Annotated in this window: 20 protein-coding genes; 3 read left to right on the top strand and 17 right to left on the bottom strand. The window is 43.4% G+C overall.

The genetic code is table 11. The features are described 5' to 3' along the window. Window positions 1-61 precede the first annotated feature (61 nt). The 9 genes from IJI01_RS12540 to tig all read right to left on the bottom strand — a co-directional run bounded on the left by IJI01_RS12540 (window position 62) and on the right by tig (window position 10,980). Window positions 62-796, bottom strand: a complete 735-nt coding sequence (locus IJI01_RS12540) for a LytR/AlgR family response regulator transcription factor (RefSeq protein WP_292190903.1) — start codon at window positions 794-796, stop codon at window positions 62-64. A gap of 16 nt (window positions 797-812) precedes the next feature. Next, window positions 813-1,778, bottom strand: a complete 966-nt coding sequence (gene floA / locus IJI01_RS12535; RefSeq protein WP_292190900.1) for a flotillin-like protein FloA — start codon at window positions 1,776-1,778, stop codon at window positions 813-815. After that, the gene (locus IJI01_RS12530) at window positions 1,779-2,261 is read right to left on the bottom strand and encodes an NfeD family protein (RefSeq protein ID WP_292190898.1); all 483 of its coding nucleotides are present in this window, start codon (window positions 2,259-2,261) and stop codon (window positions 1,779-1,781) included. Between the two features lies 1 nt (window position 2,262). Further along, window positions 2,263-3,000 carry a sensor histidine kinase gene (locus IJI01_RS12525; protein ID WP_292190896.1) on the bottom strand — a complete coding sequence of 246 codons (738 nt, stop codon included), beginning with the start codon at window positions 2,998-3,000 and terminating at the stop codon, window positions 2,263-2,265. Between the two features lie 104 nt (window positions 3,001-3,104). Continuing rightward, the gene (locus tag IJI01_RS12520) at window positions 3,105-4,685 is read right to left on the bottom strand and encodes a hypothetical protein (RefSeq protein ID WP_292190892.1); all 1,581 of its coding nucleotides are present in this window, start codon (window positions 4,683-4,685) and stop codon (window positions 3,105-3,107) included. A 545-nt stretch (window positions 4,686-5,230) separates the two neighbouring features. Further along, a complete protein-coding gene (gene guaA / locus IJI01_RS12515; protein ID WP_292190890.1) occupies window positions 5,231-6,781 on the bottom strand; it encodes a glutamine-hydrolyzing GMP synthase in 1,551 nt (516 codons plus the stop codon). A gap of 87 nt (window positions 6,782-6,868) precedes the next feature. Continuing rightward, window positions 6,869-8,209 (bottom strand): C40 family peptidase, encoded by a 1,341-nt coding sequence (locus IJI01_RS12510; protein WP_292190887.1) that lies wholly within the window; start codon window positions 8,207-8,209, stop codon window positions 6,869-6,871. A 135-nt stretch (window positions 8,210-8,344) separates the two neighbouring features. Next, window positions 8,345-9,730 carry an asparagine--tRNA ligase gene (asnS, locus tag IJI01_RS12505; protein ID WP_292190884.1) on the bottom strand — a complete coding sequence of 462 codons (1,386 nt, stop codon included), beginning with the start codon at window positions 9,728-9,730 and terminating at the stop codon, window positions 8,345-8,347. Window positions 9,731-9,753: 23 nt separating this feature from the next. Beyond that, complete coding sequence (tig, locus tag IJI01_RS12500) at window positions 9,754-10,980, bottom strand: trigger factor (RefSeq protein WP_292190880.1); 1,227 nt, start codon at window positions 10,978-10,980, stop codon at window positions 9,754-9,756. A gap of 207 nt (window positions 10,981-11,187) precedes the next feature. Between tig and IJI01_RS12495 the strand changes: the two genes are divergently transcribed. After that, the gene (locus IJI01_RS12495) at window positions 11,188-11,664 is read left to right on the top strand and encodes a hypothetical protein (protein WP_292190878.1); all 477 of its coding nucleotides are present in this window, start codon (window positions 11,188-11,190) and stop codon (window positions 11,662-11,664) included. Between the two features lie 30 nt (window positions 11,665-11,694). Here IJI01_RS12495 and IJI01_RS12490 read toward each other — a convergent pair whose 3' ends face one another. Both IJI01_RS12490 and ispE read right to left on the bottom strand, forming a co-directional pair. Then, window positions 11,695-12,147 (bottom strand): DUF1934 domain-containing protein, encoded by a 453-nt coding sequence (locus IJI01_RS12490; RefSeq protein ID WP_292190876.1) that lies wholly within the window; start codon window positions 12,145-12,147, stop codon window positions 11,695-11,697. A 9-nt stretch (window positions 12,148-12,156) separates the two neighbouring features. After that, on the bottom strand, window positions 12,157-13,023 hold the full coding sequence (ispE, locus tag IJI01_RS12485) for a 4-(cytidine 5'-diphospho)-2-C-methyl-D-erythritol kinase (protein ID WP_292190875.1): 867 nt from the start codon (window positions 13,021-13,023) through the stop codon (window positions 12,157-12,159). Window positions 13,024-13,260: 237 nt separating this feature from the next. Between ispE and IJI01_RS12480 the strand changes: the two genes are divergently transcribed. Further along, window positions 13,261-13,884, top strand: a complete 624-nt coding sequence (locus IJI01_RS12480; protein WP_292190874.1) for a hypothetical protein — start codon at window positions 13,261-13,263, stop codon at window positions 13,882-13,884. 93 nt (window positions 13,885-13,977) lie between these two features. Here the strand turns inward: IJI01_RS12480 and IJI01_RS12475 are convergent, their stop codons facing one another. From IJI01_RS12475 to IJI01_RS12465, 3 genes are all read right to left on the bottom strand, one after another. Continuing rightward, window positions 13,978-14,883, bottom strand: a complete 906-nt coding sequence (locus IJI01_RS12475) for a dihydroorotate dehydrogenase (RefSeq protein ID WP_292190872.1) — start codon at window positions 14,881-14,883, stop codon at window positions 13,978-13,980. Further along, window positions 14,883-15,680, bottom strand: a complete 798-nt coding sequence (locus tag IJI01_RS12470; RefSeq protein ID WP_292190869.1) for a dihydroorotate dehydrogenase electron transfer subunit — start codon at window positions 15,678-15,680, stop codon at window positions 14,883-14,885. Before IJI01_RS12470 ends, IJI01_RS12475 begins: the two co-directional genes overlap by 1 nt. A gap of 63 nt (window positions 15,681-15,743) precedes the next feature. Then, window positions 15,744-17,066: a dihydroorotase gene (locus IJI01_RS12465; protein ID WP_292190866.1), complete on the bottom strand. Its 1,323-nt coding sequence runs from the start codon at window positions 17,064-17,066 to the stop codon at window positions 15,744-15,746. 124 nt (window positions 17,067-17,190) lie between these two features. Between IJI01_RS12465 and IJI01_RS12460 the strand changes: the two genes are divergently transcribed. After that, the gene (locus IJI01_RS12460; protein ID WP_292190864.1) at window positions 17,191-17,919 is read left to right on the top strand and encodes a lysophospholipid acyltransferase family protein; all 729 of its coding nucleotides are present in this window, start codon (window positions 17,191-17,193) and stop codon (window positions 17,917-17,919) included. Between the two features lie 55 nt (window positions 17,920-17,974). Here the strand turns inward: IJI01_RS12460 and IJI01_RS12455 are convergent, their stop codons facing one another. From IJI01_RS12455 to IJI01_RS12445, 3 genes are read right to left on the bottom strand one after another with little or no spacing between them, the layout of a single operon-like run. Next, on the bottom strand, window positions 17,975-19,180 hold the full coding sequence (locus IJI01_RS12455; RefSeq protein ID WP_292190862.1) for a D-alanine--D-alanine ligase family protein: 1,206 nt from the start codon (window positions 19,178-19,180) through the stop codon (window positions 17,975-17,977). 36 nt (window positions 19,181-19,216) lie between these two features. Further along, window positions 19,217-20,836, bottom strand: coding sequence for a Mur ligase family protein (locus tag IJI01_RS12450; protein WP_292190859.1), 1,620 nt, complete (start codon window positions 20,834-20,836; stop codon window positions 19,217-19,219). A 26-nt stretch (window positions 20,837-20,862) separates the two neighbouring features. Beyond that, window positions 20,863-21,651 carry an alpha/beta fold hydrolase gene (locus tag IJI01_RS12445; RefSeq protein WP_292190856.1) on the bottom strand — a complete coding sequence of 263 codons (789 nt, stop codon included), beginning with the start codon at window positions 21,649-21,651 and terminating at the stop codon, window positions 20,863-20,865. Window positions 21,652-21,695: the final 44 nt, after the last annotated feature.

Here is a 21,695-nt window from a genome sequence, read left to right as displayed (position 1 = left end):
CATTCTATCATAACATCTTCTGTACGAAAAGATTGGATATTCCTGTCATTATCCCAGAACATCAAAATGCAAAATTCTGTTTCATTTCGTTATATTTATCAGCTGTCATAAGAGCAGTTTCTTCAGTATCCTTAAGGGTTACAGTGTAGGTCCATCTGCCATATATTTCAAGCTTTTTAACAGCATCTGTTCTGATGATGTAGGACTTATGACACCTCATGAATCTGGCTGGATCCAGTTTCTCCTGAACGGAAGACAGAGATGTTGTTGTTAAAAAAACTTCATCCTTTGTCACTATCCTGGTCATCCCGTCGGTTCGCTCAACCATGATGATGTCTTCGGTGTCGATGAGGTTGATTTCCTCTTTACCGCGGATCACAAGCTTGTCAAAAGAGGAATCACTTTTTCCGGTAGACACTTCTGTAGGTACTGTTTCAGTCATGCTCTTGATTCTGGTCAAGGTCTTGGTAATCCTCTCAAGGTCAAAGGGCTTAACCAGATAGTCAAAAGCGTAGATTTCAAAGGCGTTTGCCATGTACTCGCTGTGAGCAGTGGCAAAGACAATTTTCACCTTTGGGTCAACCTCAGTGATTGCCTTGGCGCAATCAAGACCGCTCTCGCCGCCCAGATCTATATCCATGAAAACCACGTCGGGGCGGAGCTTTATAAACTCGCTGATTGCAGCTGCGAAATTTCCGCAGCTTGCAACCACCTGACATCCCTCGCTTTTTTCTATCATCTTGCCAAGGATCATACGAATCTGCTCTTCATCCTCGACAACCATTACCTTCAGCATAAATGAAACTCCTTAATTACTGTTTGTCTTTCTTATTCTCTACATACTGCATAACACCGGTGCCGATGTCATTTTTCATCTTGGTATCAGCCTGAACATTCTTAAGATTGTAATAATCAAGAACGCCAAGCTTGCCTGATCTAAGTGCCTCTGCCATTGCTCTTGGAATATCAGCCTCTGCCTTAACTACCTCAGCCTTCATCTCCTGCTCAAGGGCTACAGCCATAGCTCTTCTTTCTTCTGCTTTTGCCTGAGCAATCTTGGTGTTAGCTTCCGCCTGAAGGCTCTGAAGGTTAGCGCCAATGTTTCGTCCGATGTCGATATCGGCTATATCAATTGACATGATCTCGTATGCTGTGCTTGAATCAAGTCCCTTTTCCAAAACAACCTTTGAAATGTCATCAGGGTTCTCAAGAACGCTGCTGTGAGTCTGGGCAGAACCTACTGTTGTTACAATTCCTTCACCTACTCTTGCAAGAACTGTAGCTTCACCAGCACCACCAATGAGATGATCAATGTTAGTTCTTACTGTTACACGAGCCTTTACCAGAAGCTCAATGCCATCTTTAGCTACTGCTGAAATCTGTGGTGTCTCGATAACCTTAGGTGTTACGCTCATGGTAACGGCTTCGAATACGTCACGACCTGCAAGATCAATTGCAGAAGCCTGCTCAAAGGTAAGATTCATGCTAGCTCTTTCAGCGGCTATCAATGCATTAACTACGCTGTCTACATTACCACCTGCCAGATAATGAGCCTCAAGCTGATTGGTCGTAACATCGATTCCTGCCTTGGTTGCCTTTATCATAGGATCAACGATCTTGGCTGGTTTTACACGGCGAAGCTTCATTCCTACCAGCGTAAAGATGCTTATCTTAACGCCGCTGGCCACTGCTGAAATCCACATTCCAACAGGAATTACTGTAAAAAATACTACTACCAGAACTATTATAAGAGCTGCGATTATTAAAGTTGATTTCATTTATTTCCCCTCCTGAACAATTATCTTATTGTTTTTAACTTCTGTTATCACAAGAGCCGAATCCTTTTTTATGTAATAATTCGATGACAGGATATCCAGCTTAACTCCGTCAAACTCGCCCTTTCCCGCAGGACGAAGGTCTGTAAGTGCAACACCTTTTTTCCCGATAAGGTATTCCATATCGGTTTCATCAATAAACAGGTTCTTGCCCTGAAGATCCGTATCCAACTTAATCGGAGATTTGATCTTCTTGGAACTGAATACCACGATGCTAAAAACTAGCACCACTGCGATCACCACAATTGCGATGACACCTACCAGAATTCTCTCCGAAGCATTTCTTCCGGTTAAAAAAATTCCTGCCGCGGTACATATTATTCCTGATATTCCAGGTAATCCAAACCCTGGCATGAAGAATTCTACGCCAATGAGAAGGATTCCTATAATCAGAACTACAATACCCAATATCTGAACTGTTCCCATTTTACTCTTCCTTTCCAAAGCTGACTGTAAAACTTGTTTCGTCCTCGTCAGATTTAAGTTCTATTTTTCCTTTTGCTTTACTAACTATCTCAGAAACAATTGCAAGCCCCATTCCATGTCCATCTTCCTTTTTGGTGGTAAAGCCTTTTTTGAAAATACTGTCTCTGATCTCCAAAGGGATTTCCGGACCGTTGTTCTCAACGCTGAAAATGTACTGCTGCTCCGATTCCGTGATGTTTATCCTGATTTTCTTTTCCTGAACATCGCTGTCCTCAAGGGCTTTTACCGCATTATCTATGAGGTTTGATAACACCTTGCAAAGCTCCCAGTCCTCAACATTCAGGTTTTTAAGGTCTGATTTAACCTCGATCAGAAACTCGATTTCTTTTGCTTCTGCTTCAGCGGACTTGGCAGCAAGGAGTGCATTAATGGCGGGCTTAGACGTCTTAACAGCTTTTCCCGTTTTCAGCAGCTCTTTGTACACTTTCCTGAGGTATGAATTCATTTCATCATATTCCTCAAGCTCCATGAGACCGTATACGATCTGCAGCTGGTTCAGATAGTCATGTCTGTCCATTCTGAGTTTGTCATTGAGTCTGGACAGATTGTCTATGGTCTCAATAAGCGCATTGTTCCTGTTCAGCAGCTTCTGATAATTCCTTATTAAAATGATTATGCAGCCAGTTAGTATCACCACCAGCGCTACACAAAAGATAAGATATAGTGAACTGTCTCCCAAAACCGCCTCCGTGTTTATTTATAATCAAATACTATCATTCCCACATATGTAAACAACACATACTCTCCCAATTATACAAAAACAGGTCTGAAATGTCAGTTTTATTAGCCCTCTAAAAAGTGCATATACAATTTATTATCTAAGTAGTTCTGGATGTATTCATCGGACGTCTGACCAAAATCTTCTTCAAAGGATCCGGAGGATGAAATAATGCTGTCAACTCCATATTCTGCAATAAGATCGGCTGTGACAACCATGGCTGCATTGTAGTCAAATTCATTTCCGAGTCTATCTGCCAGATCCATCCCTTGTTCGTTATAGTATACGTCTCTTATAGTTCCTGTATACGCGACAAGCTTATCTCGATTTTCTGATCCAAAGTATGTCAGGTAAGCAATGCCCTCCGCAAAGGCAGAGCAGGACTTCTGATTATTCTTTTCCTTATCTTTTTCTCTTAATATCAGATAGTTATCTCTTACAGCCTCTTCATATTCCAAGCCTCCGGCCTGTTCAATTTCCGCCCTGGATTCATCATCCATAATGCCTTCATCAAACCATTTGGCTCTGATGCCATCCCACCTGTCATGATTGTACGTATAGTCATCTTTGTATTCTACGCTATAGTATTCTGCCAGCCCGTCAACAAGCCACATTTCTTCATAAGAATAACTCAAGGTACAATGGACATACTCATGAATAAAATGAATTGGATTGGCCAGTTCTATTACTCCATTTTCAGCCTTAGACATTTTGGTCTTGTCTGTGGGGATAACTGTAACATCTTTCCTGAAGCCCTCTTCGTCAACAATATCTGATTCTGCAGCTATTCTTTTGCAGAGCTTCTGTATTCCCTCCTCCGTTTCGTACAAAACAGTATAGACTTCATCAGCAGTTTTAAGCCATTCAACATCACGTATTTCCCATGTATTTCCAGCACATTTAACATAGACGGCTGTTCCATTTTTCACGACTGTGGAAGCTTCAATGGCTTCATCTATCTCATCAAATCTAAAATCGCCAGTGGCTCCTAACCCGGCAAGCCATTCGCTTCTGTACTCATTTGCAGAAAAGTCATTGTAAGAGTACTTCTCCAGAGCATATTTTGTCAGGTAATATGCCAAGTCTCTGGACATTTGCAAGTCGCTTTCTTCAGAGAATTTCTCAAAAAAGAATAAGGCGAATAGAGGAAGTGTTTTCTCTTCTCTTTTTTCAAGATATTCTTTTGCCTCATCCTCTGTATTAACAGGCGTATAGTCAAATACATATTCTGACAAGCCAACTGTTTTCCAGTATGGTAAATCGGTGCACCTATCAGTGAATATCTCAGTGAAGTTGTCATCACCGATTTCCTTTTCGGTAAAGTTTACAAGGCCGTCTCTTTTTACCTGACTAGTAGCAGGGCCAATCGCAAACTCAATATCTGAAAGTGGCACAACTTCTGATAATCTCTGCCATGCATCCTTGACTTTATTAACGGATTCTTCGCTCACATCCTCTGATAGAAGCGCAACACTCACCTCTGTGTCACTTGCTGAAATGTTATTTGCTAAGGTGCTACTTGCTAAGGAGCCTGCATCACCAGCTATATCTCCGCTGTTCCCCTGTGCTGCACATCCACAAAGCATTGCCACGGAAAGCAAAACTCCGATACTTCTGTAAAAAACGTTCCTAAACATAACTTTCATACACACTCCCAACTCGTTTCTTGTTGTTTCTCATGATAGCAGAACGAATATTGCGGACAATGCGTATCCTCTGAAATATACAAAATCGAAGCTGAGATGTCAGAAAGATTAACTGTACTCTATCTCCTGTAATTGTTCCTACAGTTTGTCTTTATAATTTTACTTCGCTTAATTTCTCTCAGTACTACGTGACGCAACCTTTTGATTTAAGTAACCTTCACGTAATAAGGTGATTTTATTGTATTCTACGTGAAGCCACCCTTTTACGATTCTCAATTCACGTAGTTTCTCTCCATTTCTGGCCATTTCTACGTGAACTGCAATGTTTTAACAGCATCCTCTCACGTAGCCACTACCAATATCAAGCCTGTCACTACGTGAACCAGCGCTAGAAAAAAGCACAACTCTCGTAATCTGTCTGCTATATCTACTACTTTAGAATCGGAATCATCCAGCCGTTCAAGAAAAAGGCCCTAGAAGCCGCCAAATCTACGGTTCCTAGGGCCATAAAGTTCTATTCTACTGTCTCTAATATCACTTCAATATCATTCCAGCTCCACAGTTCCTGGTGGCTTACTTGTGAGGTCGTACATTACGCGGTTGACGCCCTTGACCTCGTTGATGATACGGCTCATAACGCGCTGGAGAACCTCGAAAGGAATCTCGGAAGCCTCGGCTGTCATGAAGTCGATTGTCTCAACTGCGCGGAGGACTACAGCGTAGTCGTAGGTACGCTCATCGCCCATAACGCCAACGGAGCGCATGTTTGAAAGAGCTGCAAAGTACTGATCAGGGAGCTTAGCAAGACCAGCGTTAGCAAGTTCCTCTCTATAAATGAAGTCTGCATCCTGAACGATGCGAACCTTCTCAGCTGTAACTTCGCCAATGATACGGATTCCAAGGCCTGGACCTGGGAATGGCTGACGATAAACGAGGTACTCAGGAAGACCGAGCTCAAGACCAGCCTTTCTAACCTCATCTTTAAAGAGGAGGCGAAGTGGCTCAATGATCTCCTTGAAATCTACATAGTCAGGAAGTCCGCCAACGTTGTGGTGTGACTTGATAACAACAGATTCGCCGCCAAGACCTGACTCAACAACGTCTGGGTAAATAGTTCCCTGTGCAAGGAAGTCCACAGTACCAATCTTCTTGGCTTCTTCCTCAAACACACGAATGAACTCTTCTCCGATGATCTTACGCTTTCTCTCTGGCTCTTCAACGCCCTTGAGCTTAGCATAATATCTCTCAGCCGCATTGACACGGATAAAATTGATATCGAAGTTTCCGTTTGGTCCAAATACTCCCTCGACCTCGTCACCCTCGTTCTTACGAAGAAGGCCGTGGTCTACGAATACGCAGGTGAGCTGCTTACCAATAGCCTTAGCAAGAAGGGCTGCAAGTACAGAAGAATCAACGCCGCCGGAAAGAGCCAGCAGAACCTTGCCATCTCCAACCTTCTCACGGATATCAGCGATAGTATTCTCAACAAATGAATCCATTCTCCAAGTACCTGCAGTCTGACAGATTCCTCTAACGAAGTTGTGAAGAATCTCCTTACCTCTTACAGTGTGGAGTACCTCTGGGTGGAACTGAATAGCATAGAGCTTCCTGTCCTCACAAGCTGCAGCAGCAACAGGACAATCTGCTGTGTGAGCAATTATCTCAAATCCAGGTGCTACCTTGCTGATGTAGTCGAAGTGGCTCATCCATACAACGGTCTCATCTTCTATTCCAGCAAAAAGAGCTTCCTTGGAGCCATCAATACAGGTATTAGTCTTACCGTACTCACGAACTGGAGCCTTCTCAACCTTACCGCCGAGAACATGCATCATAAGCTGTGCTCCATAGCAAAGTCCAAGTACTGGGATCCCAAGTTCAAAAAGTTCCTTGGTGTAAGTAGGTGCTCCCTCTTCATAACAAGAGTTAGGTCCACCTGTAAGGATGATACCCTTAGGATTCATCTCTTTGATCTGTTCAATGGGTGTACGATATGAATATATTTCACAGTACACATTACATTCTCTGACTCTTCTGGCAACGAGCTGATTGTACTGGCCACCAAAGTCAATAACTATGACTTTTTCTTCTACTGCCATGGATCCTCCTTGATATAATGATTGCTTTTACATTTTGGACATTTAATAGTCTTTACGAATATTCCCATAACTTATCCTTAATGTCAATCAGATAAATCTTCTCACAGAAATAATCGATCTGTATGTTGCCGGACTGTACTTGATTCCGGTCTTCTGAGTGCTGGCGTGAACTATCTGTCCGCCGCCGATATATATTCCAACATGGCCGCCGTAGTAAATTACATCACCTGGCTGAGCCTCTGAATAGGAAACTTCTCTACCATAGTTGCCCTGTGCCCATGAAGTTCTGGGAACAGAGACACCAAATGCTTTGTATACTGACTGAACAAAGCCAGAGCAATCTGCTCCACCTGTAAGGCTTGTGCCCCCCGCCACATAAGGATAACCAACAAACTGACATGCATAGCTTGCAATATTTGATCCAGATAAACTTCCTGGCGGAGATATGTTCTTGGACCCACCTGAATTGCCTGAGCTACCCGAACCACTTCCTGAGCTGGAACCACCGGAATTGCCTTCTGACTCGCTAGCTGCTCTCTCTGCCTCAGCCTTGGCTGCTTCCTCGGCTGCCTTAGCTTCCTGAGTTGCCTTCTTGGCTGCATCAACTTCCTTCTGCTTGGCTTCTATCTGCTTCTGCAGACTTGCAATTCCAGACTGCTGGCTCTTGATCTGTGCTGTATAAACAGCCGCATCCTGCTTAGCCTTGGCAAGCTTAACCTCGTAGTCTGCGTAAGTAGCCTTGTACTGCTCAAGGAGCTCTTCCATATATGCCTGCTCCTGCTCAAGCTCATACTGTGATGTCTCAAGCTCTGCCTTCTCAGCTTCGAGCTGTTCACCATAGGCTTCAGCTGCCTCTTTGGCAGCCACATACTCTGCAAGCTTGATCCTGTCATATTCATACAGGTTCTCAACATAATTAACCTTGTTGAGCGCATCTGAATAGCTTGTAGCTGTCAGCAGTATCTGAACATAGGACATATTGCCCTTTTCATACATGTACTTAACACGCTGAACCATGGCTGCATAAAGAGTTTCCTCATGCTCCTTGGCTGCATCGTACTCTTTCTGAGTAGTATCAATCAGCTCTTCCTTGTGGGCGATGTCCTCTTTGATCATCTCTATATCTGTCATCAGGCCCACAATCTCAGTACTGGTCTCATCGATTGCTTCCTGTGTGCCATCCTTGGCTTCTGAATAATCGTCAATCTTGTCGTTGGCGTTATTAAGCTTGTTCTGACTGTCCTTGGTCTGCTTCTCAAGGTCCTTTTTTTGTTTCTCGAGGTTCTTTTCTTCCTCTTCGAGCTTCTTCTGATTCTGCTCAAGTTCCTCACTCGTTGTGGCATAAACAGTAAGAGGCTCCGCAGCAAAAAAGGACATGGCAAGAGCTATAGCTATTATTCTAAAAAGAATGTTTTTTCTTTTCTTCATACCTATCCCCCTTGTCCCAATAATATCCTTACCATATATTATGCCATCAAAATATATGTTTCAACAAGAAAGGCTTTCGGCTCTGCACATAAAAAGGACACCATCGCTTTTTCAAGCGAAGGTGCCCCCTATTATTTAGAATTCACAATTTCTAGGTGTTCTTGGATAAGGGATTACGTCACGGATGTTCTCAACACCTGTTAAGTACATGATAAGACGCTCAAAGCCCATTCCGAATCCACTGTGGATGCATCCACCGTATCTTCTTGTGTCGAGATACCAGTCGATACCTTCCTTATCTACGCCCATCTCGTTCATTCTCTCGATAAGCTTGTCGAGATTCTCTTCTCTCTGGCTACCGCCCATAAGCTCACCTGCCTGAGGAACAAGAAGGTCTACAGCAGCAACTGTCTTGTTGTCTGGGTTAACTTTCATGTAGTAAGCCTTGATCTCCTTTGGCCAGTCTGTGATGAATACAGGGCCATTGAAGTAATCAACGATATACTTCTCGTGCTCCTTGGCGATATCTTCGCCATAATCAGGCTGGAACTCCCACTTAACATCTGCCTTCTTGAGGATATCAACTACGTCATGGTGGCTGATACGTGTAAAGTGAGCGCTAACAATTGCATCAAGCTTGTCCTTAAGACCATTTGATACGAACTTGTCGCAGAACTCGATCTCTTCTGGACACTTCTCGCATACATACTTAACAACGAACTTGAGCATATCCTCTTCGATGTCCATAAGACCCTCGAGGTCGCAGAAAGCCATCTCAGGCTCGATCATCCAGAACTCGTTAGCGTGAGTCTGAGTGTTAGAGTTCTCTGTTCTAAATGTAGGTCCAAAAGTATAAATATCACCAAAGGCCATAGCGAATGTCTCGCCCTGAAGCTGTCCTGAACCTGTGATGAAGGACTGCTTGCCGAAAAGATCCTTGCTGAAATCTACCTTACCCTCTTCTGTCATTGGAAGATCATTCATGTTAAGAGTTGTGATCTTGAACATCTGATCAGAACCTTCACAGTCAGCACCTGTGATAAGTGGTGTGTGAACGTAAAGGTAACCTCTATCCTGGAAGTATGTGTGAACTGCCATAGCAGCTACACTTCTGATACGAACTACAGCGCTGAAGAGGTTTGTACGTGGACGAAGGTGTGCCACGCTGCGAAGGTACTCTCTTGTGTGACGCTTAGGCTGGATAGGATAGTCCTCTGGGCAATCGCCGAGAAGTTCAACAGCTGTAGCCTTAACTTCGAAAGGCTGCTTATTATTAGGAGTAAGAACCACGTTACCAATTACTTTAACGCTGGCGCCAACTCTTATCTTAGAGATGTCGTCAAAATTATTAAGTTCCTGATCGTAAACAACCTGTAAATTCTCAAAAAATGATCCGTCATTCACGTTAAGGAATCCAAACTGTGCCTGTGCGCGGTTAGTACGTACCCAAGCGCAGATGGTCACTTCTTTGGAAGCATATTCAGATGTGTTTCTGAACAGCTCTTTAATTTTTGTTCTCATCTTTTTTCTCCTTAGTTTTTATATTATTCTGCCTGTGTTGAACCTGCCTCAACAGGAACTACATTAGCATTATCAACGATAAATGCTACAACCTTGTCAGCCATAAGACCTTCTCTGTAGATCTCAAGATCGAGAGAAGCCTTGTACTCTTCAAAAGAGCTGAAAGATGTAGTTGATGCATTGTTGTATGCATTCTGAAGGTATTCATTGATCTCATCTTCAGAAACAGTGATGCCCTGCTCATCAGCAATTGCCTGGAACATAAGGTACTGCTGAGCCATATCCTTAGAAAGGTCATTGAGATAATCATCAGCGCTTCCTACAAAGCCCTCAGCATTCATATAGTTGTTGAGAAGAGTATCAATTGTGAACTCCTGTCCATAGTAATATGAATACATAGCTGCCTGATAATCAAGCATCTGCTTCTGCTGAAGCACGTATCTGTTAACGAGTTCCTGTGGAACATCGCCAAAAGCTGTTGCATCGTAAACCATCTGAATTGCTGTATTCTCTACAGTAGAGTCAAACTCTTTCTGAGCCTGCTCCTCAAGGTACTTCTTAGCATAATCATTAAGTGAAGCAAGATCTGTTACGCCTTCATAACCAAGCTCTGCTGCCCACTCATCAGACTTCTCTGCGTCTGCAGCGCTGATGCTGTTAACTGTAACTGTGAATACTACAGCCTTGCCAGCAAGGTTCTCTGCGCCATAGTTCTCTGGGAATGTAAGATCAAGGTCTCTTGTCTCGCCAACCTCTGCGCCAACAAGTCCGCTCTCAAAACCATCAATATATGTGTTAGAACCAATTGTGAGGCTTGCACCACTTGCTGTACCACCATCAAAAGCTTCCTTAGTATCAGCAAATTTACCTACATAATCGATGTTAACTGTATCGCCATCCTGAACAGCTCTGCCTGTAACCTCTGTCATACGCGGGTTAGATGCCCAAAGGTTGTTAACGTAGTCCTCAACATCTGCGTCAGTAACCTGTTTCTGCTCAGCATTAACTGTAATCTCCTGGTACTGTCCAAGTGTAACAAAGTCTGAAGCTGTTACATCACTGATTGCCTTAGTCTCAAGGTTATCAAAATCAATTGTAAGAGCTGCTCCTGTCTCTGAAGCCTCTGTAGCAGTAGCGCTGCTCTCTGTTACTGCGCTATCGTTACCCTCATTAGCAGCTTCCTTACCACAAGCTGTAAACATAGTGCACACCATTACTCCCGCCAGTAGCACTGAAAGTTTCTTCTTCATAATACCTCTCCTTAAAAACTAAAAAAATGTATACTGTTTCCATAGTAAAAACAATATTCCTTATACTACCACACATTTTCTTTATATTAAAGTATTTTATTTGCCTTACGAGGTAAACAATGCTACAATATTCTCTACGTAGGCCAAGATGAATTTCAGTAGATTATGGCCATCAGATTAGTTTGTTAGATATTGGAGGATTTAGTTTTGAGTACTGGAGCTATCGTAGCTATTGTCATTGCAGTTATCCTTGTAGCTGCAATTGTTGCACTTTATTTCTTTGGTAAAAGAGCACAGAAGAAGCAGGAAGAACAGCAGGTTCAGCTTGATGCAATGAAGCAGACTGTTACAATGCTTATCATCGATAAAAAGAGAATGAAGCTTAATGAAGCAGGCCTTCCACAGGCAGTTATCGATCAGACACCCAAGCTTCTTCGCAGATCCAAGCTTCCAATTCTTAAGGTTAGAGTTGGTAACAGAGTAATGAGCCTCATCTGTGATGAGAAGATTTTCGACAACGTACCTACCAAGAAAGAGGTTAAGGCATCTGTAAGTGGTATTTATGTAACAGAGGTTAAGGGTCTTCACGGCAAGACTGCTGCACCAGAGCAGAAAAAGAAAGGCTTCTTCAAGGATCTCGTTGCTAAGGCTCAGGAAAAAGCCGGCGCTAAGATGGTTAAATAATTCAGAGTATAATAGAAATGCTGAGGCAGGTTATCTTGCCTCAGCTTTTTTTACTTCTATGATAATCATCGAATCTGACAGTACCTGCCCCTCCATTTCCAGGGCATATTCAGCAATTACCTTCATGTCATCTTCCTGATGACTGGTATTAAAATCAAAGCTTTTTGTCACAACCTTCATGGTCATGGAGCCATAAGGAGTATTGTACTGCGTGTCATACTCCATCTCTTCTCCAAAAGCGAGTCTGTTCTCAGTCTCTCCGCCCCTGAAAATCTCCATGCTCTTGCCATCAGAAGAAATGTACACCTTGTTATGAACCCTGACTACTCCGTTTCCGGCGTCCTGTTCCTCATCGTACTCCACAAGGCGTCTGCCATCTTCCATATCCTGATATATTCCATTTGAACTGGTGGTTATCTTCTCTGTAGGTTCACCAGGTCTTGAATGTATTCCTGTTACATTCACGTCTACAGTTTTTCTCATAATATTCTCCTAGTTTGGATTGATAGGTCCTGACAGGAAGACCTGCAACTCCATTCCGCTCTTGCAAAGGCTGTCATAGCCTTTTTTAGCAAGACCAGCATCATCAAATATTCCAAATACAGTAGGGCCACTACCTGTCATGAATGCCCCAATTGCACCAGCCTCTGTTAAAAGAGCTTCCAGCTTGCCAATCTCTTCATATTTAGAAGCAGTAACCGGCTCAAGAACGTTGCCAATAAGGTCACACATTCCCTTAAGGTCGCCAGCTTCTATAGCTTTTCTGATTCCATCGATATCTGGGTGACTTTCTATCTCTTTGCTATCAAGTTCCTTGTAAACCCAGCCTGTTGAAACATCGATATTAGGCTTAGCCACAACTATATTACATGCTGGCATATCAGAAATTGTTGTAAGTTCTTCTCCAATTCCCTCTGCAAGAGCTGTTCCACCCATGATACAGTAGGGAATATCTGCTCCCAGCTTAACTGCCAGTTCGCAAAGTCTCTTTTTATCAAGTCCAAGACCCCACAGCTCATTGAGAGCCACGTAGGCTGCAGCTCCGTCTGTGCTTCCGCCAGCCATTCCAGCTGCTACAGGGATTCTTTTAACCAGATGGATATTAGCGCCCTTAGTTACGCCGTATTCCTCCTGAAGCTGTCTGGCAACCTTACAGATAAGGTTGGATCCGTCTGTAGGAATCTTGTCGGAAGATGCTGTAAGAACTATTTCTCCAGTCTCGTTATCCTCAAAAGTAAGTGTGTCATATATATCCACATTCTGCATGATCATGCGTACAATGTGGTATCCATCGTCTCTTCTACCTGTTACATCCAGTCCCAGATTGATTTTGCCGTATGCTAGTCTCTCTATCTTCATATTTAATCACGTCTCCAGTAATATTGTGTATGGCAAAGCGCGCAACCACGCTACCATATCAATTCCCTTACATCTTCTCACCAGCAAACATCAAACTCAAGAAAAAAAATCCAAAAAAATTAAAAAATTTTTGATTTACCTCTAAAGTTTTTTGAAAAAATGCCGATAAGGGGATTAGGTAAACTATTGTTTCGTTTCAAGCGAGTTTTATTAACCGTCGCGGAAAAGGAGTTCTATATGGGCGTAAACGGAGTTACCGAGGTTACTAACAACATCGCTACCACCTATGCTTCAACCGTCAATCCAAATTCTGTTGAAGAAAAAAAGAAAGACGATGAGGTAAAGGTAAGGCAGGAGGCTGCCGCCGTTTATGAGAAATCAGACGAAAAGACCTCATCTGTTTCCTCAAAAGAAGCGGACAGAACCAAAATCATCCAGCAGCTGAAGGCAGATGATGAAATCCGCCAGCAACAGCTCCTTGACATCGTTCAGAAGATGATGGGCAAGCAGGCTAAGAGCTACGGAATTGCAAACTCTGACAATTCAGAAGACTCCATTTGGAGTTTCCTTGCAAAGGGTGATTTTACTGTTGATGCAGCCACAAAGGCTCAGGCTCAGGAAGATATAGCAGAGGACGGATACTGGGGCGTTAAACAGACCTCGGAACGTATCCTCGACTTTGCTAAAGCCCTCGCCGGAGACGATCCTGACAAGCTCGAAAAAATGAGAGGCGCCTTCGAAAAGGGGTTTGCTCAGGCAGAAAAGACCTGGGGAGGAAATCTCCCAGAAATATCTCAGCAGACCTATGCAGCAGTTATGAAGGGATTCGATGAGCTGACAGGGAAGACAGTAACTGAATAAGGTTGCTAGTAATCAAAAAGGAAGGGTTTAACCACCCTTCCTTTTTCTCGTTCATGAACATCTCAATATGCTACATCATTCTAATGTCTAGTTTTACTCAACGATTCCTCTAAGTTCATTGATGTCTTCTACATTGTATCTCTTCATGTAGCTCTCGATTCCCTCTACTACCTTCTCTGTAGTATATGGGTCATGGAAGTTCATTGCTCCAACTGCAACAGCTGTAGCTCCGGCCATAATGAACTCAATTGCATCATCTCCATTTGCGATTCCACCCATTCCAATAACAGGGATCTTAACAGCGTGAGATGCTTCGTATACCATGCGTACAGCTACAGGCTTGATCGCAGGGCCTGACATTCCGCCGGTCTTATTTGCAAGAGCAAATTTTCTCTTGTGGATATCTATCTTCATTCCTGTAATGGTGTTGATAAGTGAGATTGCATCAGCACCTGCTGCCTCTGCAGCCTTTGCCATCTCGGCAATACTTGTTACATTTGGACTAAGCTTCATGATAACTGGCTGCTTAGCTACCTTTTTTATCCTTGTGGTAATGTCAAAAAGCGCATCCTTGTTCTGGCCAAAGGCAATAGCACCCTCTTTTACATTAGGACAGGAGACATTTATCTCCAGCATATCTACTCTAGACTCATTTCCAAGTCTTTCTACAACCTCGAGATAGTCCTCAACACTTTTTCCACATACATTAACAATGACTTTAGTGTCATATTTCTTAAGGAACTCCAGATCTCTTTCTACAAAAACATCGATTCCAGGATTCTGAAGACCGATGGCATTGAGCATACCACCATATACTTCTGTAACTCTTGGAACCGGGTTTCCAGGCCATGGCACATTGGCAACACCCTTGGTCACTACTGCTCCAAGCTTATTAAGGTCAACAAAATCAGAATATTCCATTCCGGAGCCAAAGGTTCCAGAACCTGTCATTACGGGATTTTTAAATTTAACGCCTGCTATCTCAACTTGTGTATTCATCAGATCTCTACCTCCTCTGCATCAAAAACTGGTCCATCTGTACAGATTCGAGTATTATGCACGTATGAGTGGTGATCTACCTCTTTGGTCTTGCAGACACAGCCAAGACAAGCGCCAACTCCGCAGGCCATTCTCTCTTCAAGTGAGATATATGCCTTAATTCCCTTCTCCTGTGCATAGGCCTTAATTGCTCTGAGCATAGGCATTGGTCCGCAGGCCATGATAACGTCGCACTCTACGTTCTGCTGCCTCATTGCATCGATGACATTACCCTTAGTTCCAACGCTGCCATCTTCTGTAGCAATGACAAGCTCTGAATACTTTCTAAAGTCATCTGCAAGGAAGGTCTCCTGATTTCTGTAGCCCATAACTGCAGTAACTGACGCTGCTGTCACATCACCTTTACCAGAGAGCTCTTTGGCTGTCTGAAGAAGTGGAGGACCGCCGATTCCACCGCCCATTACTACAACTTTTTTACCTGCTGCCTCTGTAAGTGGGAAGCCATTTCCCAAAACTCCCAGGATCATCATATAATCCCCAGGCTGATACAGCGCAAATTCTGCTGTTCCGGATCCAACAACTCTGTACACCAGCCTGATGGCGGATCTGTCTCTGTCAACCTCGCAGATACTGATCGGTCTTGGCAAAAGAGTTGATTTGTTAGTCGGATAAACTCCCACAAACTGGCCAGGATGTGCATCCATGGCAAGGTCTGTCTCAAGCCACAGATCATAGATTCCCTCTGCAAGAATTGCCTGGCTTAGTACTTTAGCCTCTGTCTTTTTCTTTTTTCCCATTCCTATGCTCCTCAATTTATCTATTATCTACTGCCATATTAAACATAACGATATCTAAATTTCTCAGGCGCTATATACCACTTTTCCGTTACAGATCGTTGCGTAGATCTTGCCAGGCATCCTCTGACCAAGGAACGGTGTGTTGGATGACTTGGACACGCTCTGAACAAAGCTCCATTCCTCTGATGGACTGAATATCACAAGATCAGCTGCTCCGCCTTCCCTGATCTCTCCTGCATCAAGGCCATACACTCTCGCCGGCCCTGTGCTCATTCTGTATATAAGCTCTCCCATGGTGAGCATTCCAGTGTTTACAAGTTCCCTTATTCCAAGTGAAAGTGATGTCTCAAGTCCTGTAATGCCGCTTGGAGCCTGACTTAATTCTTTTTGCTTCTCTTCTCTTGAGTGAGGCGCGTGATCAGTAGCGATCATGTCGATCGTGCCATCCTTAAGGCCTGCGATAATGGCCTGTCTGTCACTCTCAAGTCTGAGAGGTGGATTCATCTTGGCAAGTGAGCCATACTTAAGCACTGCGTCCTCAGTGAGGGTAAAGTGATGAGGAGTAGCTTCCGCATGAACCTTGACTCCGCGGGCTCTGGCCTCTCTGATCATGTCTACAGACTCAGCTGCGCTGATGTGCTGCACAACTATCTCAGCGCCGGTCTTCTCTGCAATCTCTATGTCTCTCTTCACCATTGCTATCTCAGCATCTCTTGGTGAACCGGAAAGTCCGAGCTTTTCTGCAACTTCACCTGCATTTATTCCATTTTCCTTGATAAAGGAAGGATCTTCCTCGTGAAGGCTTATGATCATGCCTCGCTTTGCAGCCTCGACACACGCCTTCTCCATGAGACCTGCATCTGTTATAGGTTTTCCATCGTCAGTAAAAAGAACTGCTCCAGCTGCCATAAGCGCATCCATATCCACAAGCTCTTTTCCAACCATATCCCTGGTGACATTTCCGCAGGTCAGGACCTTGATTCCTGTCTCTGCACCCCTTGCCAGCACATCCTTAATTGTATCTACATTATCCATGTGAGGCTCTGTATTGCCCATCATGACAACTGTAGTAAAACCGCCCTTGGCTGCTGCCTTGGCGCCGGTTGTAATATCTTCTTTATAAGTAAATCCGGGATCTCTGAAATGAACGTGGCAATCCACAAGACCTGGAGCTACGATGCATCCTGAAGCATCGATCTCAGTGAGCTCCCCTCCAGTGAGAGTCGGATCCTCCATAAGCTTCATTGAAAGGTACTCTTTGGCCATATCATCCAGACTTCCACAGGCTCCGATTCTGGCAATCTGCTCCTCGTCTATCAGAATATCAAACAAGCCGCTTCTTCCGCTTGCAGGATCTAGCAATGTTCCGTTCTTAATTAAGATCATAGTCTCCTCCACTGCCACTTTTTCTTGATTCTCATTTACTTTATCATATCTATTCCATTTTTGGGCTAACCATGAGAAAATATATGAGGTATTTTTTTAGATTTTAGAAAAGAGGCATTTATTTATGATTCGTTCCATTTTCGCAGTTTTATTTGTAGCGATTTTTTTGATACTAAGTCTCCCTATCCAGGGTGTTCTGCTGATCGTAGGCAAGTTTAATCCCTGGGCCAAGAAGACCGTTTCACTGGCAATTGTCAGCTGGGCCTTTAACGTAGTTTTATTCCTCAGCGGTGTTAAAAGAACTGTCATCGGCGAAGAGAATGTCCCAAAAGACAAAGCTGTTCTCTACGTTGGTAACCACCGCAGTATCTTTGATATAGTTATTGCTTACCCCAGAGTTCCAAGGCCTACAGGTTTTATTGCTAAAAAAGAAATTCTCCGCGTTCCGCTTCTCAACATCTGGATGATCTATATGGATTGTCTTTTCCTTGATAGAAGCGACATCCGCAAGGGTATGGAGATGATCCTCACAGCTATCGATAAGGTTAAAAATGGTATCTCAATCTTCATCTATCCAGAAGGAACCAGGAACAAAACTGAGCTTCCACTTGGTGAATTCAAAAAAGGAAGCTTCAAGATTGCTCAGAAAACTGACTGTCCAATCGTTCCTGTTGTAATCAATCGCTCAGATGAGATTTTTGAAAAGCATCTTCCATTTATCAAGTCTACTCACGTTACTATCGAGTACTGCAAACCAATTATCATGTCTGAGCTTCCTAAGGAAGATCAGAAGAACATCGATCAGTACGTTAAGAAGATCGTAGAAGAGACATATATCAAAAACGCCAAGTAATTAAACACAACAAAAAGCGGTATGCATATCACCTATGCATACCGCTTATTTATTATCAGCCTTTAGCGCCCTTGCTGCCACCACCAAGGTGAACACCCTCTAAAACGTTTGTCTCGAAGGAATAAACAACCTTGTGGCTCTCTCTGTCAGCTTTAAGAGCAAGTTCGATCATTTCATCAAGTAACTGTGTATATTTTACTCCAAGTGGTTCCCAAAGATAGAAGGAAAGTGAACCTGGAATAGTGTTGATCTCGTTGAGGTAAACCTTATCTGTCTTCTTGTCGATCATGAAGTCAATTCTGGAAACACCAGAACATCCAAGACACTTAAATGCCTCAACTGCCATTGTTCTGATCTCTTCTCTGCGCTCAGAAGTGATCTCAGCTGGGATCTTTCTCTTTAGAGATGCCATTCCCTTGCTACCACCAGTCTTAGCTCCCTTGGCACCACCCTTAGCGCCGCCAATGTACTTATCTTCAAAGCTGAGGATATCGTCAGAGTTAACTGGCTCCTCACACTCAGAAGCCTTAGCTTCCTCGTAGTCACCAATAACTGAACAGTTAATCTCCTTGAGGTCAGAAATAGCTGGCTCAACAAGGATCTTCTTGGAGAACTCAAAGCCAAGATCAAGAGCCTCAATAAGAGCCTCTCTGTCGCCTGCCTTCTTGATACCGATACTGGAACCAAGGTTAAGAGGCTTGATGATTACTGGATATTCAAAAGACTTCTCGATCTTCTCAACAAGAAGGTTGACATCCTCGTAGTCCTTCCATGTATAGCACTTGCAGTCAAGAACTGGAATACCGTTGTCCTTGAGTACTGTCTTCATAACGTACTTGTTCATACCAACTGCTGATGAGAGAACGTCACATCCAACAACAGGAAGTCCAAGTGTAGCAAGATATCCCTGAAGTGTTCCATCCTCAACGTTTGTTCCATGAACGATAGGGAATGCGATATCAACCTGAGAAATAACGTTATTGCCGAACTTCTTCATTGGATATCTCATAAGAGATACCTTGTCACCCTCTTTTACCCAGATAACCTGTGTGCTCTTCTTGATAAGCTCTGGAATATGTGTGTACTCCTCGATCTTATCAACATCCTCACCAACGTAAAAATCGTTATTCTTGGTAATGTAAACAGGAATGATGTCATACTTGTCTCTGTTGATATGACCAATTGCCTGAATAGCAGAGATAATAGAAATCTCATGCTCTGTACTCTTTCCACCAAATAAAACTGCAAGTTTAAGCTTCATAATCTGCCTTCTTTCTAAATTCCTTACTTCAATTCATTACTTATAGTTATCAGGAAGATCGTTCTCAAGAAGAATTACCTTTTCTCTTCCTGCATCAAGCTCATACATAAGGGCTGTTGCCTCATTAAGAGTATTCTTAACAAATAGTCTCTCTGGATCAAAGCCCGCCTCAATAGCTCCTGCCTTGATAGATGCGCTGTTCTTTTCACCAACAAGAATGATGTAATCACAGACAGCTGCTGCCTGCTTACCAAACTCCTTGTTGTACTCATCCTCTTTTTCTCCAAGCTCGACCATACCTGGTGTAACCAGAATCTTGACCTGATTCTCGAAAAGATCCAGTGTCTCAAGGGCAACCTTGGCTCCGTTAGGATTAGAGTTGTATGCGTCATCGAGGATTGATACATTGCCGTGCTTAACAAGCTCAAGTCTGTGAGGAACTGAAGCCAGTCTCCTGACAGCAATTCTAAGCTTGGTCATAGGAACGCCCAGACTGTTAGCTGCAGCAATAGCTCCCACGATGTTCTCAACATTATGTCTGCCAACTAACTTGGTTGCGAATTCGCAAGCCTCGCCATTTGGTGCTGTTACGGTAAAAGAAGTACCGCTTCCTGAAACCTTGATGTCTGTTGCCCTGTAGTCGCAGTCCTCAGACATACCATAGGTAATGGCATCCTCGTACTTCATGTTAGCGCGGATTATATGATTGTCGCCGTTTACAAACTTAAGATGCTTATCCTTCTGTCCGTCAGCCTTCATCTTCTCGTCAACTGCATCAAGAAGCTCATACTTGGTGCTGACGATGTTCTCAAGGCTGTGGAAGGTCTCAAGATGCTGATATCCGATAGAAGTAAGGATACCGTCATCAGGATGTACGATATCTGTGATCTCCTTGATATCGTGGAGATGTCTTGCACCCATTTCGCACACGAAGATCTCGTGAGTTGGCATAAGGTGCTCTCTTATAGTTCTGACAATTCCCATTGGGGTGTTGTAACTCTCAGGAGTCATGAGAACTCTGTACCCTTCAGATAAAAGAGTTGTCAGGTAGTATTTAACGCTGGTCTTACCAAAGCTTCCTGTGATACCAATGATGCGAAGTCCCGGATGCTCTCTGAGGATCCTCTTGGCATCATCTATGTAGTACTGATTGATCCTGTTCTCGATTGGCTTGTTGATAAGGTTAGCAAGGGCTGTAAGTAATGGGAACAGTCCAAGATAAACTGCCCAAACGATAAGGCCTGCAACGAATCCAATTGAACTTGAATTATAAAGAACCACAGAAACAACCAGTAAAATGATTATCAAAACCGCATAGGTAATGAACAGTCTCTTAACCCTGTCTGTTACCACAAATTTCTTCTTGGCAGGCTTGGGAAGATACATAAACGCAGTCATAACAATAAATACGATTGCGAGAATATCAAATAACATATAGAGTCCGAACTGCTCCCACGCCATGAAAAGAGGCGCCAGGATCAGTGAACAAGCTGCTCCAATGTGAAGTCCAAAGCTTGTACGAACTGATTTAAGGAATCTGAAATATCCCTGGAACTGATAACTGGACAGCTGCAGCATATGAGTGTAATAGCGAAGTCCCAGCACAGTTATTGCTATTATTCCAATTACCTTGATCAAAATTGTAAATATGTACATTTATTTCTCCAATTAGTTGTCTAATCTCAGATTCCAAGGAAACTTCCAAGAATCTTGTTATAAAGGTAAGGATTATCAAGGAATGTATAATGTCCTGCTCCCTGAATAACGGCAAGTCCTGCCTCAGGCATAAGCTCTTCCATCTTCTGTCCGTCAGAAAGAGGTGTTGCTGTGTCCTGATCTCCCCATATAAGGAGTGTTGGCTGTGTAACTGAAGGCATGTACGGTGTGCAGTCCTCGTTAACATTCATGACCAGTGACTTACGCATTACTGGTGAAGCAGCCGCATAGTCCGCACTTCCAAATTTCTTCTGAAGATAATCAAGCGTTCCTGGGAACAGCTTAACTATTCCGGTCTTGGTAATAAGGTTCTTGTAGAACTTATATCTCTTGGTGCGCTTATTCTGAGCACCTGTTCTGACAGGAAGTACTCCTGCTGAATCTGTGAGGATTATCTTAGGAATAGAGAAATCCGCCTTGATCCTGTCATCGTGGATTCCTGCAGCAAGCTTGATGATGATTCTGCCGCCCATGGAATGTCCTAGGAAAATGATCTCTTTTTCCTCCGGATAAAGCTCTTTAACAAAGGCAAGCACGAAGTTCACATAATCATCTACGCCCATTGGCTCAGCCGGTTCATCGCTCTTACCAAAGCCAGGCATATCCATTGCCACCACGTGATATTTGGTCTTGGCAAAAGAAATAACTCCGGCGAAAAGATCGATGTTGGAGCCCCATCCGTGAAGCATAATAAGCAGTGGTCCAGCGCCTTCATCTATGTAATTTATATTAAGTCCATTAATATTTGCATTCATGACTCACCTATATTATCACTAGCTCTATTTACTTGCAAATTCGA

It is taken from the genome of Butyrivibrio sp. (assembly GCF_017433805.1).
In the GTDB taxonomy this organism is placed as follows: domain Bacteria; phylum Bacillota; class Clostridia; order Lachnospirales; family Lachnospiraceae; genus Butyrivibrio.
This window is presented reverse-complemented; position numbering and strand designations above follow the sequence as displayed.

Excerpts from the sequence above, each read along its gene's own strand:
- IJI01_RS12490 (WP_292190876.1), bottom strand. The coding sequence starts at position 12,147 with ATGAGAAAAACTGTAGACGTGAATGTAACAGGAATACATTCAAGACCT.
- IJI01_RS12460 (WP_292190864.1), top strand. The coding sequence starts at position 17,191 with ATGATTCGTTCCATTTTCGCAGTTTTATTTGTAGCGATTTTTTTGATA.
- IJI01_RS12450 (WP_292190859.1), bottom strand. The coding sequence starts at position 20,836 with ATGTACATATTTACAATTTTGATCAAGGTAATTGGAATAATAGCAATA.
- IJI01_RS12520 (WP_292190892.1), bottom strand. The coding sequence starts at position 4,685 with ATGAAAGTTATGTTTAGGAACGTTTTTTACAGAAGTATCGGAGTTTTG.
- IJI01_RS12470 (WP_292190869.1), bottom strand. The coding sequence starts at position 15,680 with ATGGGAAAAAAGAAAAAGACAGAGGCTAAAGTACTAAGCCAGGCAATT.
- IJI01_RS12510 (WP_292190887.1), bottom strand. The coding sequence starts at position 8,209 with ATGAAGAAAAGAAAAAACATTCTTTTTAGAATAATAGCTATAGCTCTT.
- IJI01_RS12445 (WP_292190856.1), bottom strand. The coding sequence starts at position 21,651 with ATGAATGCAAATATTAATGGACTTAATATAAATTACATAGATGAAGGC.
- floA (WP_292190900.1), bottom strand. The coding sequence starts at position 1,778 with ATGAAATCAACTTTAATAATCGCAGCTCTTATAATAGTTCTGGTAGTA.
- IJI01_RS12465 (WP_292190866.1), bottom strand. The coding sequence starts at position 17,066 with ATGATCTTAATTAAGAACGGAACATTGCTAGATCCTGCAAGCGGAAGA.
- IJI01_RS12480 (WP_292190874.1), top strand. The coding sequence starts at position 13,261 with ATGGGCGTAAACGGAGTTACCGAGGTTACTAACAACATCGCTACCACC.
- IJI01_RS12530 (WP_292190898.1), bottom strand. The coding sequence starts at position 2,261 with ATGGGAACAGTTCAGATATTGGGTATTGTAGTTCTGATTATAGGAATC.
- asnS (WP_292190884.1), bottom strand. The coding sequence starts at position 9,730 with ATGAGAACAAAAATTAAAGAGCTGTTCAGAAACACATCTGAATATGCT.
- ispE (WP_292190875.1), bottom strand. The coding sequence starts at position 13,023 with ATGAAGATAGAGAGACTAGCATACGGCAAAATCAATCTGGGACTGGAT.
- IJI01_RS12475 (WP_292190872.1), bottom strand. The coding sequence starts at position 14,883 with ATGAATACACAAGTTGAGATAGCAGGCGTTAAATTTAAAAATCCCGTA.
- IJI01_RS12455 (WP_292190862.1), bottom strand. The coding sequence starts at position 19,180 with ATGAAGCTTAAACTTGCAGTTTTATTTGGTGGAAAGAGTACAGAGCAT.
- IJI01_RS12540 (WP_292190903.1), bottom strand. The coding sequence starts at position 796 with ATGCTGAAGGTAATGGTTGTCGAGGATGAAGAGCAGATTCGTATGATC.
- guaA (WP_292190890.1), bottom strand. The coding sequence starts at position 6,781 with ATGGCAGTAGAAGAAAAAGTCATAGTTATTGACTTTGGTGGCCAGTAC.
- tig (WP_292190880.1), bottom strand. The coding sequence starts at position 10,980 with ATGAAGAAGAAACTTTCAGTGCTACTGGCGGGAGTAATGGTGTGCACT.